Genomic DNA, 14,851 nt, shown 5'->3' with positions numbered 1-14,851 from the left:
TTAAAGCCGAATTGCCGCATTTGAGGTATCCAGATCGATGTCGCCCTCTGCGAGTCGGGTGAGCACCAGACGCCAGTCTTCGTTTGCGACCATATCGTTAGCCACTGGCCCGACCGCTGTCGTCTTTCCGCGAGAAGAATCATCTTCTGGGTGCCAATAACGCTCACCACCAAACGGCCGCGCCGGTAACGCTTTATGATGACTCGGTTTATCGCTAACGCGGGATTCCGGCCAGCTGTCCTGTTCACCTTTCAGCCAGGGGGTTAGATCAGCGGGTACACCAACCTGATCAAATTGCTGCAAGCCGCCCCAGTGCGTTAATTGCTTAACAAAGTCATCAACAGATTTCGCGAACATCAGCACACGCGTGTCGCGGGCGTCGTGTACTGTTTGTAACACCCAGGCACACTGGGCCAGTGTCGGCCAGTCTGTTTTTTCTAACACGGAAAAAAACGCCGTCAGAATAACGATATAGCTATCCAATTCGGTTTCGCTGTGCGCACTGAGTGGTAGCCAACAGCCATCAGCTAGGGCATCAACAGATACTGAATTAGCGGTATCTCGTACCACATGATCTGGAGCCTCAACGACCATATGCGCGTTAGTACCACCAAAGCCAAACGAACTCAGTGCTGCAATGCGGGCACCCTGTTCTGGAACTGGCCAGGGGGTATTTTTTTGCAGCAGCGTAAGCGGGGTATTTTCTACCTCCAGGTAGGGATTCAATCGCTCCAACCCAGCAATAGCCGGTAACTCCTGCTGACGCATGCAGAGCAAAATTTTAATTAACCCGGCGACGCCTGCCGCACTCTCAAGATGGCCAATATTGGCTTTAAGCGCGCCTACCGCTATGGAGGGTTGACTAGCTGAAACGGCCAGCTTCTCGCACGCTTTTTTCAAACCTTCAATCTCGATGGGATCGCCAAGTGAAGTGCCGGTTCCGTGCGCTTCGATGTAGGAAATATCTGCCGGGGATACATTCGCCTCCCGCCATACCTGCTCGACTAATTCAGCTTGCGCACCAGGATTAGGCACACTCAGCGACCGCACACGACCGCCGTGATTCACTCCAGAACCACGAATGATGCCGCGAATATCGTCACCATCCTTAAGTGCATCAGCACGGCGTTTAAGCATCACTACGCCACACCCTTCGCCGCGAATATAACCATCGGCCTGATCGGAAAAAGAATGGCACCGGCCGGTTGGCGATAAAAACCCGGACTGACCAAAAGCAACAAACAATTCTTCCGTTAGGGTCAGGTTTACACCGCCAGCTAACGCGAAATCACACTCATGGTGTTGCAGTGATCGTATTGCACGGTGAATTGCCACCAGCGAACTTGAACAGGCGGTATCGACTATTTCGCTGGGGCCGGTAAAGCCAAAGAAATACGACACACGGTTCGCCACAACTGTATGAGCAAGGCCAGACGCTGTGTGCATACTGCGTTCGCGCCCAGCGCGCTCTGCCACATGGATATAATCCAATGCACTCACACCGGCAAATACACCGCCTTTTTTACCTTTTAACGCAGATGGGTTATAGCCCGCTTCTTCTAAGGTTTGGTAACACGCGGTCAAGAACAGCCGCTGCTGTGGGTCCATGGCTTCCGCCTCCTTCGGTGAAATACCGAAAAACGCCGGGTCGAACAGATCCACGTTGTTAACAAATCCACCCCATTTACAATTTGTTTTGGAGTCATCTTCCTGCGGGTTACCAAAAATAGCTCGCCAGTCAAACCTTTCTGCGGGGACTTCACGAATACCACTGCCATGCTCACTCAGCATCTGCCACAACGCCTCTGGATTATCAGCACTGGCAAACTGACCAGCCATACCCACGATGGCAATGTCGCTATTGTTGGCAGAGAGGGATTGCGGCGAGTCTGCTGCGCTAACTTCAGGCCGAAAATCCGCTATCTTCCGCTGGCTAAAGTAGTCTGTTAACTCCGCTATCGTCTTGTGTTCAAACAGCAGGGTTTTACTCACCGACCCAAAGTACTCGGCAAGTTTATTTACCAATGTCAAACCCGTGATGGAATCGATGGCCAACTCGTCAAACTGTTTGTCTGGTGTTGCGTCATTAAAAGGCTGGCGAGTGACCTCGATAAAAATATCGCGAACCTTTTTACGCACTGCGGCTAAATCGTGTGCGACGGAAGGAGGTGGTTCCGCGGTATGCTGGGGCGCAGAAGAAATTGGTGGGGCAGTTTCCTCGCTTGCGCGATAATTCTGTGGCCAGCATGGGGTTTGTTCAAATGCATAACCCGGTATGCGCGCCACCGGGAGATTATCCGAAAACGCCACTCGCGCACCCGATTCTCCGTTTAACCACGGCACAGCCAACTCCGCCTGGTGCCAGCCATTGGCTTTCGCGGGGTGTCTACAAAAAGCTAATGCAGACTCGCGCTGATGTTCAAAGTCGTTAATCGCACTGAGGATTTCAGCCACACTCTGTGCCTCAAGTGCTGCGCGTTGTGTAAATGCGCAGCGGTGATTGGCTAGTGTGAACGCAACGCTGGCCAAGCACGGGGCTTGTTGTTGTTCCAACCAGTTTTTAAAGTTAATAAGTTGCTGACGCAGGCTTTCTTCCGTTTTAGCGGACCATACAAATAACAATCGTTGATTGGTCTGCGCTGAAGCGGTGGTATCGTTTACAGAGCCGAGCACGGCGTGAGCATTGACACCACCAAAACCGAAGCTGCTGACGCCCGCCAGCCGCTGGCCAGCGCCGGACCATGGCTCGCGTTCCGCCTGAATATAAAATGGTGAGTTAGCAAGGCGTATGTGTGGATTGAGCGTTTGGAAATGCAAATTTGCAGGACGCTGTCGAGTATGGAGTGCGAGCGCCGTGCGTATTAAACCGGCAATAGCAGCAGCGGATTCCAAATGGCCGATATGGGTTTTCACGGTTCCTAAAGCACACTGTGTCGGCGACTGGCCTAAGGCATCAAACGCGAGCTTGAGCCCGTTAATTTCGATTGGGTCCCCCAGTTCCGTAGCCGTACCGTGACACTCAATGTAGTCGAGATTGTCAATATTCAAATTTCGCTTTGAATACACCTGTTGCAACAGTTCGCTTTGAGCGATTGCGCTTGGCGCCGTCAGGCTTTGTCCTTTGCCATTGTGATTAATGCCGGTATTTTTGAGTGCAGCGTATGCGGGCGCCGTGGGCGTGGTGACCGATTTGCCTTTAAGTAAGACCACACCAACGCCCTCCCCACGCACATAACCGTTAGCACGTGCATCAAAGGTATAGCAACGCTGATTTTTCGATAACATGCCTGCATCTTCACACGCTTTAAAACTGTTTTTACTCAACAGTAAATTGGCCCCACCGACAACGGCCCAGTCGCAGTCGCCGTCATCCAATGCTTTGCGCGCACGGTGTAATGCGACCAGAGAGCTCGAACAGCCTGTATCAACCGTCTCGCTGGGGCCTGTCCAGTTGAAAAAATAGGAAATACTATTCGCTGACATCGACAATGATGTACCGCTAACGTTGTGGCCATTGTGGCTTGCAAACGCTGCCAACACTTCGCGGTATTCAATATTCGAAATACCAATGAAGACGCCGACTTTACACCCGCTCAGCGATTCCGCGGTCACACCAGCATCTTCCAGCGCGTGCCAGGTGGACTGAAGCAACAAACGCTGCTGCGGATCTGTTTGTTCGGCCTGCACCTGAGTCTGATTAAAAAAGCCTGCATCGAAGTCATCCACACGACTTAAGAAACCCGCACCGGTGATAGTCGGTTGCAGTTCGCCAACCATGCGCTCAGGAAAGGTTTCTTGGATTACGTCCTTTCCGGCCAGTTGATTTTGCCAAAATTGCATAAGATCTTGGGCGCCGGGGAAGCGGCCTGCCATTCCGACCAGCAAGATTTCCTGTGCTTGGTTTTCCGGCGTAGTCACACTTTCAGAACCTACACGGTTGAAAGGCGATTGGTGTTGCGCTGTATTTCCAACTTGCTCAGAGGGGCTTGGATCAACAACGATCTGACTTTGAATAAAAGTGAAGTAATCCTGCAGCGTACGATAACTGTAAATATCCGCACCCGATAACTCCACGCCCAACGATGTTTTCACTCGGCGAGTGAATTCGATCACCGTAATTGACTCGAACCCCAGGTCCGCCAGAGGCGTAGTTAATGCCGGGCGTTTTTTCAGGGCGAGCACGTCCTGTACCAGTTGCAAAAGCACTTGTTCTGTATCTGTATTATTCGCAGTATCGCTGGTAACAGCGTATGAAGAAGCCGCGGTGGAAGGTAACGCAATTGGTAAACGCTTGCGACGCATGATTGCTGCATCGAGTACTGCATGAATTTTTTCCGCATCACCATAGGCGATTAAAACGACCGGTGATTCTTGAGCAGCCGCCATGCCCAGCGCGTTAAAACCAAGTTGGTCCGGCAAAGGCAAAAACCCTGTTTGCGCTTGAATAAGGTCAAGCGTGGCTGAATCGGCTTGCATGCCCCCGTTCTGCCAGTACGGCAGCTGAACCGCGACGACGGGTAAACCTTGAGCAAAACACGCGCGGCAACGATGGTCCATATAAGCGTTTGCCATGGAATAATCCGCCAGTTGTGCCGAGGGTATAACAGCAGATGTAGACGAAAAGGCGAGAATGCGCGGGAAGGCTTTGAGCTTTTTCGCGGCAGACAATAGATTGTCAAGTCCGCTTACTTTACTGGCAAGTGTCGTGCGAAAATCACTCGCGGACTTACTCATCAATGGGCCTTCGATTAAACATCCGGCCGCGTGTAATACCGCATCCAATTTACCAAAGCGTTGCTCGGCAAAAGTCAGTGCGCCTAGTAGAGACTCGGCTTGGGTCACATCCGCTTGTAAATAAACAACAGCGTTCGCGTTGTGGCTCAAACTGCGACAAAAATCGTGACTAACCCCATCTATTGGGCGTCGCCCCAATAAAATAATATTTGCCTTATATTCATTGACCAGCTGGCGTGCAAGCAACTGACCCAGCTTGCCCATACCTCCGGTAATAACGTAGGTTCCGCCCACCTTAAAACCAGACGTTTTATTCTGCGCAATCCTGGCCGTAGCATCGGCCAGGGAAATTTTTTGCGGACGATAAAAACCTCTTTCTCCATTGCGGTATTGAACTGAAACAGGCCCTAGATCACAGCATAACTCTGAGAGGAGCTCTGCGTCTGAAAGACCGCCGAAAATTGTGCGCAAACTGACACCGGGCTTTATTGCACTGGCCGATAACGCAAAACCACTCATCATAAGTGATTCGGCAGCAGGCAGTTCATTGCGATCTATGTAAATAATATCGATATCCGCATTACCGCTGGCGAGAACCTCCTGCAACAGCTTGACCACTTTGAATTGCCCGCCGCGTTCTAGCTCCTGGTATCCGTTCGCGTTCTCAGATAAAGCAATCTTAATTGGGCCAGCGAAAGCTGCGCACTCCGCTGCTATGGACTCGAGTGCCAATAATTTACATTGAACGGAAAGCCCAGCCGAGAGAGCGTCAGCCTCAATACTCTTCAATACATCTGGGCTGCACAACCACAATGAGTGCTCCGGATTGCATTCCGATGTTTCTAATGGTTGTCGCGTCCAATTCTGCTCATAGAACGCCAGCTGCGGTGTCGCATCTACAGCAGTTGTTGTGGCGCTATCCGAGCCAGAGCCGTACGTGTTTTTTGACTCAGAAAACCAATAGTCCTGCTCGACAAATCCATAGCCAGGCAGATGCGCAGGTAACACACTGGTTATAGAAATTACTGGAGACTTTCCTCGTATCACAAAATCTGTTGCAGCGCGGTCCAGATTCTCATCAATATAACCGACACAAGATTGCTGAAAACCGTCAGCGAGCGCACGATCAAAGTGACGCAGCAACTCGTCGATATTGTTGGCAACAAATGCCATGCGCTCGGCGAATACTTCCCGTTGAGCCAAAGCGCTCGCAATCCCGGCAAGTTCCTCGGAGCGATGGGTTGCGATCCAGTGCCGGAGTTGTCTTATCGAATTGATTAAAGCGTCGCGAGTGCGTGCACTCACGACACACAACTGCGGTGATTGCGTTGATAACGAGACATTATGTTTTACACCACGCAGCAACACATGTGCGTTAGCGCCACCAAAACCGAAGGAACTGATACCCGATATGCGTTGGTCGATCAATTGATTCCAAGCTGATTCCGTTGAACTTATTTTGAGCTGGCTCGGCAGGATTATTTTTTTGTTTTGTTCCGTGAATGCCGCCTGCGGCGGGATAATGCCATGTTTGGTGACCAGTACAGCCTTTATCAATCCGGTAAGTCCTGCGGCCGCCTCCGTATGGCCAAGATTGGCTTTAACACTGCCCAAATAGCACGACTCCGCTGCATCGTTCGAATCGCTGAACGCGCGCGCGATCGCATCCACTTCGATAGGGTCGCCCATGGGGGTTCCGGTACCATGGGTTTCGATATATCCAGGCAGAATGCCTGCCTTGCTCCAGCAGCGGCTCAATAACGCAGCTTGCTGACTCACGCCCGGAACAGTGATGGAATTTGTCTTCCCGGCATGGTTAACCCCGCTTGCAATCACTTCTGCGTAGCTATTTTGTAGATGCGTTTGCGGATGTGAATGGCCTGCGGACTGGGTTTGCAGTACCACCGCAACTACCGCCTCACCAGGTATGTAACCGTCTGCAGCCGCATCGAAAACAGCACATCTACCGCTCGGCGAAAGTGCCCCCAGGGATTCCATGTGTTCAAAATGCCAGGGGGAAAGTAAAAGACTTGCACCGAGTACGATTGCTTGCTCGCACTCCCCCATGCGCAGTGCATTGCACGCCTGATGAAATGCCACCAATGACGAAGAACACGCGGTATCTACCACCACCGATGGGCCTTTTAAATTAAATGTGTAGGAGATTCGATTAGCCAGCATGGTTGCGGCATTACCGGTACTTTCATGCGCCTCAATTTTATCCGGCCCGTTGTGCCGCAAAAGATGCTCGTAATCACGGAAGGAAATTCCCGCAAATACACCGGTGTTGGAACCGCGAATCGTCGATGCTAAATTTGCATCCTCAATTGCGTGATATACCGTCTGCAACGCTAGCCTTACTTGCGGGTCCAGCAAATTACATTCGCGCGGTGAAAGGCCAAAAAATTCACCATCAAAACCGCGGACGTTATCCAGCAGTGCCGCATATCGATTGGTATCCGAACTGGCAAGTTCCGGGCGCGCATTTTTTACCGGCTTTAACACAACGCGACCGTTTTTGATAAGCTGCCAAAAATCATCCAGTGAATTGGCTTGAGGTAGGCGTACAGCCATTCCCGTAATCGCTATATTGGGAATTACCGGCGCTGTTGCCGGTACTAAGGCAGGAGTTGATGGTTTTGCGCCACCACTTAAGCCATCCGCGTTACTATCAAATCTGTTTATATTCTCAGCGACAGGCGATTCTCTTTCCTGCACAGCAAAACCGGGTGCACTACCGCTCTTACGAACAATATGCTCGGCCAACTGCGCAATCGTCGGATTATCAAAAAACACAGACGGTGATAGCGGCTGATTGATATCTGATTCAATAAAAGCCATCAATTCAGCAATCTCAACTGAGCCGAGCGCCAATTCTTCGAAGGTGCGCGATTCGTGCAGGCTCGTGTCGTTGCAGCGTTTTCGCAACCATGTCAACAACACTGAAGACCATGCTGCCGCTATGTCCTGTTTGGTCGCTGGCGACGCCTGTGAGCTTCCGTCACTGACTGACTGAGCAGCACTGGGTGACATGGCCACTGGCCGATCACGATTCAGTTCCAAACGCCCTGCACCCTGCTGCAAAATCACGTGCCCGTGTGTACCCCCCATGCCCATATTGTTTATTGCGGCAGTTCGGGGTATCGCGGTTTGCGGCCAAAGCTTGGGTTGCGTTGTTGGATAAAAGTGACCATCGCGAAATGGCATACGCGGTGCGAGCGTGTTTAAATTTGGCTGCGGGGGATAACAACCCTGATGCATCGCCAAAATACACCGAGCGAGTGAGAGCATTCCACTTGCAGGCAAGGCTGTCCCGTAGTGCGCTTTAGCGGAACACACGACACAATCATCAAATTCGGCGTCGCCCACGTAAGTCGTGTGAATCGTTTCCAGCTCTACCACATCAATCAGTTGATCACCCACACCACTGATATCCACATAACTGACAGCGTTCGCATTCACCCCGCTTTGCATTAGAGTTCGCTGCATCATACGCTGTAAATTTTTTGCGTTCGGAAGGCTTTGACTCGGACTGATACCTTCGTTTTGAACGCTGATACCACTGATTACGGCCAACACATTATCACCATCCGATAACGCCTGGAGATGCGGCTTTAATAGGAACAGCCCGGCCCCTTCTGATAAGCCAAAACCTTTAGCGTCAGTATCGAACAACCGCGTAATACCGTCTGCCGAGAGCATTCCTTTTTCTGCCATCGCTGCAACAATATGCGGATTAGATAACAGGTTAACCGCGCCCACCACGGACAGATCCGTATCGCCAGTTCTAATCGCCTGACAACCTTGGTAAAGCGCACTCATAAACGAGCTACACGCGCTGTCCACGACCATGGCTGGCCCAGTAAAACCCACCGCGCGACTCAATTGGGTTGCCAGCGAACTGGTAAGCATTTGGTCCAGCGTCGACCCCTGCCATGCGGGCGAACTTGCGCCAAGGAATACCCCGACGGATTTATCGCGATACGCCTCGCGTTCCAACGACGCCGAAACCAGTAGTTCGTTCATCAACGCCTGCAGGACAGACAGCTCATAAGGTAATGCCGATGTGCGCCGGTCGGCGGTTTGCACCAAACTAAAAACCGGTAGTGCAGCAATTTCGGAAATAAATGGATAACCACGCTGTACGCAGAGGTCGCCGTAAGCAATGGGCGTTGTAGGTAGTGACTGCTGAAGTGCAGACCATAATTGAGCTAAATTTTCTGCGCCGGGAAATCGAGTAGCAAGACCGATAATTGCAATGTCCTGTTCTCGCGGACAACTGTCGGTATTGGAGCTATTGCCGACGTCCGTGGCAATACGCTGAGTCGCTTGTGTTTTCGATTTAATAAGTGGTTCAACAGCCGGTGCAGATAAAACGGTATCCGACGTCGTGCGATTCAACCTCGCTATGGTCTGATTTTCCCCTACTGCCCCAGCAGCCTCCGCCATCGTCGACGGGGGCTGCTGGCCAAGAATATAGTCTGCAATTTTTTGCAATGTATTCAGTTCTGAAAATTCGATAACTGAAATTGCAATATCGAATGCTTTTTCGATACTTTCCAAAAGCGATACGGTTTGCACCGAATCGATACCGTAGCTGTCCAGCGGCTCATCGTCGACAATATCGTCATCATCTAGCTTTAGCAGTTCTGATAATATGGCGCGTAACTGCGGCGTAAAATCTTCGGACACCACTGTTTTTTGGTGCGTTGCAGCACTTGCCGGATTAATGCTTTGTAATTCCAGGCGCTCTGCGACTTGAGCCCGAGCGGGTTCTTCGGTAGCAGCTAGAGCCGGAAATCGTTGGTTTTCAACTTGCTCGAAGCGAGTAATAAACTTGGCTAGATCACCTGGCATTTCCAGCACGGTGGCAGTCGAGCCGATGACTGCGCGCTCGAAAGTTTGCATACCGGCATCTGTGGTTAGTACATCAAGTCCAGCGGCCTGTAATACATCAAGGTCTTTTTCGGCGATTTGCATACCGCCGTCTTTCCACAGCGGCCAATTGACCGAGATCCAGGGCTGCGCCGGGTGTGAAACCGCTTCTGCAAACCCATCCATAAAACCATTGGCCGCGGAGTAATCGGCCTGACCCTTGCTGCCAAGCATCGCACTGACCGACGAACACAACAAAACAAAATCCAGCGTTTGGTTGCGCAAAGCCTGATGAAGCGCTTTAGTCGCGCTCACCTTTGGTGTGAGTACCTCACTGATTTGATCTCGCGTTTTAAAGGGCAAGAGCGCGTCGCGAATAACACCAGCGGAATGAATCCAGCCATGCAACTCGCCGAATGATTCTCGCGTTTTGTGCAGTACCGCGGACACATGGGTAGTTTCGCTAATATCTGCGCTCATATAGATGGCCCGGCCGCCACAATCTGCAATTTCATCGCATATTGTGGTCGCAGCCCTATCCAGCTCACGTCGGCCAACCAGCACCAGATTTGCCTTGTAGTGTGTTGCAAGGTAACGCGCAAAAATAATTCCCAGCCCGCCCAGGCCGCCGGTTATAACGTAAGCGCCACCGTTTCGAAAGTTCTTGAGTTGATTAACAGAAGCCGCAGCAGGCACGCAAGGCTGCATCCGTTTTTCGTATCGCGCACCATCTGCATAGCGCACATGCACTCCACTGTCTAAATGCGATTCAGACCAAGCGGTTTGCAGCGTGGAAATGTCGTTTAGGCTTGTATCAATCTCGAGCGACTTTAACCGAAAAGCCGGAAATTCCAATGCGGCGGTTTTGGCTAGTGACGCGACCGCACAAGCGTCGGAATAATGAGATTCGCTGTGCAAGAACACGGTGTTTACGGGCTGCTTTTGCTTCAGGCGATACCAGGCCCGCATCAAATCGAGGAGATTTTCAAAGCCAAGGCGAGCGTTATCTAATCCATTCCGTACATAAATGACTGTCTCAACAAATGTAGTGGAACTGCGATTAAATTCGCGCAACCAATTTGCCAGGGCTACGTAATCATTATCTGAAGTTGTATTCCATACACAATGCACATTATCCGGTTCAACCGTAAAAGTACTCCCGGCACGAGCCCATAAAACAGGGCCTTTGGTACCGTCCGCAAAGGAACGCTCGTCTGCGTGTTCGAAAGGCGTTTCGCACAGGACCAATGTTACTCCCGCACGCTCGTCGTTAATTGGTGCGGGTGGAACTTGTAGCCACTGAGGTTCAAATTTCAGTAAAGGCTGTGCATTTTGTTTACTCAGCAATTCCGCCAATGCGGTTTTGGTTGTAGTGGTAAGTTGTACACCCAGCAGAACAGCTACCGCATTTTCCTCATCGTCGTAAATCCCAATTTCAAAGCGATTGTGGCCCACGTTTTGGATGAACGCTTTACTCGCGTTGTGCACGTCTGCCGCTATCCATAGATTTGCGACCGTGAATGGAAGGCGAATTTCATCTTGCCGAGCTGGTGAAAGCATCAGCGAGGTTGCTTGTAACGCTGCGTCTAATATTGCAGAGGCCGTCAAAGGCCCTTTCGCGTAGTTCACCCATACCTGCTGCTCACTGTGTTGTATGCGTGTCAATACTCGCAGGCCAGGTCCATACTCAATACCAAGTTTTAATAGTTGCGTATAGAACAGATCGACGTCTTGCACCGGCACGCTGCTTGCCGGAGACTGCCATTTTAAATGTTGTTCGGTCGTACTATTTACAGTGCTCTCAACAATCAGTGCACTGCAAACCTGCAATTCGCCATAATTAATCTGGTATCCTGATTCCGTCGGAATAAATTTAAGCTGTTCTTCCTGACCGGCCTTAAACACCGCAGGCGCCAGCCACTTCAACTGCTGTATTGCAAGCGGAGTTTTAGCTGCATGCATGTGTAGCAGTCGTTCCAGATAATAAACCCCAGGTAACACCGGGTGCTGCAAGACCAGGTGGTCATTTGCCAATGTATCCGGTCGGCTGGCCGGCACAGACGTAAATCCCCGCGCGCCCTCGATCCAAAATTGTTTCTTGGCAAATGGGTAACCCGGAACCAACGGAGCAAATTTGGCATAACCAGCTGGTGCACCTACAATCTCGTGCGAACCGGAATCTCCGGTTAACCAGGCTAGCGCCGCACTACTCAAGGTATTTGCAAAAGTGGGCGCCAACGGTTTTTTGCCATCGTAATAACCGGCATTGGCTAATAAGTCGGGCTCAGATTGAATCGCCGATAAAAGACCGTGTAGCTCGGAACAATCCCTCGCTTCAAGCACCAATCGATGGGCCAAACGCTTTCTGCCTCGCTGTAGCACAGCAGAAATACCGGTGATGGACAATTCAGGATCTTTGCTCAGATAGCGCTTTAGTGTATATACACTTGCCAAAAGCTGGCCGACGCTGTGAGCAGATAGTGGGACCCAGCTCTGCTGATCAGCCATCGTCTGACCGGATAAGCCTATCGAATTTTGAAATTGTTCGATAATCAAGTAGGCGTTCGCTCCACCAGCGCCAAAAGAGGCAATTGCTGCACGCCGAGGTTCGGTGCCTTTCGAGGGCCATGGCAGGGTCATCTGGACAGGTGTGAGAGGCGTACGACTGAAGTCGATTAACGGGTTAAGATTGTCCGTGTGCAAACTCTTTGGGATCACGCCATGATGCATCGCCATCAGTACTTTGGCGAGACTGGCGATGCCAGCAGCAGCTTCCAGATGCCCCAGATTCGACTTCACCGAACCCGTTAAAATTTGCCCTTCACGGGCGTTCAGTCCAAAACGTTTAAACGTTTCTTTCACCCCATTAACTTCAATTGGATCACCTATTTTGGTACCCGTACCGTGGGCTTCTAAATAGTCGATAGCCGCAGGCGCAAGACCAGCATCCTTCAATGCAGCGGTAAACGCATCCGCCTGAGATTCATGATTCGGTACAGAAAACCCCGCAGTTTTTCCACCATGTGCAATGGCACTACCACGCACAATCCCGTAGACGTGCTGGCCCTGTTCAACTGCGCGCTCCAGAGGAACCAGCACAACGGCACCGACGCCCTCACCTGGAACATACCCATCGGCATCGTCGCCAAATGCGCGACAGCGCCCCGTCGGAGATAGCATTTGCAACGCGCTCAGCTTTATATATTTACTTGGATGAACTGACAGATTTACCGCACCCGCTAAAGCGGCGCTGCATTCACCTCGACGTAAACTGTCGCACGCAAGGTGAATCGCATAGAGCGCAGATGAACAGGCCGTATCCACCGGCATACTTGGTCCGTGCAGATCAAAACAATAGGACACGCGATTGGGAATTGACGAGAACCAGGAAGAGGCTAACGCTGGCTGATTGTCCAACAGGGCTTCGTGACCATAGAGTTGATAATCACTCCACATAACGCCGCAAAAAACGCCCATATTTTTTTCATGCCGCGCACTGCCTGGCGCCATAGCCGCGTCTTCCAGCGCATGCCAGGCTTCCTGCATAAAATGGCGTTCCTGCGGGTCCATTCGTTCCGCGTCAACCGGTGAGAGAGCGAAAAATAACGGGTCGAACTGGTCCACGCCGTTAATAAAACTGCCCCATTTACTATTACTGGTTCCGGGCTCTCCACGTTCACTGTAAAAGCCAGCAATGGGCCAACGGTCCGACGGAATTTCTTCCACCAGATCTTTTTCATCCAAGAGGTTTTGCCAGAATTCACGTACGTTCTCTGCATGGGAAAATCGGGCAGCCAGCCCTACTATCGCTATTTCTGGACTCTCACCAGGTACTTCGCCAGGTAGTTCGACAGGCATTTGCGCCGGCTTTGCAATCTCTATAATTCCAATAGTGCGAGATGCGGAACCACTAAGTGATTCAGAATCATTCGAGGTTTCTACTTCAGGAACAACCTGAGCGCCGGTTGCAGTTTCATGCGCGTTAGCGCTGAGATTATGTTGGGAAGCGGCGTCTGATACTGTCGATACAAGCGATACCCCCTGCTCTTCAACTTCGGCTACCAGGAATTCGTGTAGTGCGTCTACGCTGGTATGTTCGAAGAGTAAGGTTGGATAGAGTTCCAATTCCAACCCAGCCTCTAATTGGCTGACGAAATCCAATAGGTCGACAGAACTCAGGCCGCTCTCATAAAATGACGTTTTGGTATCGATTTCCTGGGGATTTTTTTTAAGTTTGCTCGCAAGAATATCGAGCACAATCTTTCGGACAATGTCTGCGGGAGCGGCAGACGCATCACCAGTGGCTAATTTCGCCGTGGCAGTTAGCGGCGTTACTTGTTCGCCAGTAGGAGCCGCCGCTGACTCAGGCGCGACTTCTGTGTTATCCAACAATGAATGGATCAGATCGCTACTGCGAATACGCTTCGCGCCAAAGCGCTCAAATATCAAGGCTATCTCACCGCGCTCGTTATACAGGTAAATATTGTTGTAAAGAATATCATCAGACTCAGGGCCGCGATTTTCCGAGGGATTGTAGACCCGACACTGGTCTTTAAGTGGCTGAAAAACTTGAATTTGCTCGATATAGATTGGAATATATGCCTGCTCATATGCAGACATATTGCGGCTGAACGGCACCAGGGTGGCAAAATCCATAAATACCGGCTGGAGCATAAAGTTGTTCATGGCGCCGCGCGCAAGCTCACCCAATTCAACACTTGCCAGGGTGCCATGATCCAGATGGCTCAATCGCCCCAACGGCTTCATAAATTCGTAGTGAACAATATCCACGTTGCGTGCAAATGCATAAACTTCATCCGCGTCCATGGACGCCGGCATAGCGGCAGGTATATTAGGTGCAAATAAACGCTGCCCGGTTGCGGGAACAATATGCGCTTTCAGGTGTTCACGCGCCTGAGACGGCGATTCGCCTTCGGCAAAACTGACAACACGTACTTTAACTTGGTTTAGGCTACCCTCGAAAGATACGGTGATAGTGCGTGAATTTTTTGCGGGCGCGGAATCTAAGCCAAACGATACGGGTTCGCGAAAAATAATTTTTTTCAGTAGCACCGATTCCGCACTGATGCCCGAGGCAGTAATCGCACGATAAATTAAATCGATCAGAAATACGCCCGGCAGTAGCCTTGCTCCGTGCACCAGATGGTGGGCCACGGGATAATCGTCGGATTTAATTTTCGCTCTAACTTCCCGATGAAAATGCTCTTCAAACATTTGTAGT

General features: G+C 51.0%; 1 protein-coding gene. It reads right to left on the bottom strand.

Annotated features, from left to right (window positions below):
- Positions 1–14,844 carry an SDR family NAD(P)-dependent oxidoreductase gene (locus TERTU_RS09760; protein WP_015818530.1) on the bottom strand — a complete coding sequence of 4,948 codons (14,844 nt, stop codon included), beginning with the start codon at positions 14,842–14,844 and terminating at the stop codon, positions 1–3.
- Between the last annotated feature and the right edge of the window lie 7 nt (positions 14,845–14,851).

The sequence above is a fragment of the Teredinibacter turnerae T7901 genome, from assembly GCF_000023025.1.
Lineage (GTDB): Bacteria > Pseudomonadota > Gammaproteobacteria > Pseudomonadales > Cellvibrionaceae > Teredinibacter > Teredinibacter turnerae_B.
Note: the sequence above shows the minus strand (reverse complement) of the source record. Positions and strands in the feature narration are given on the sequence as shown.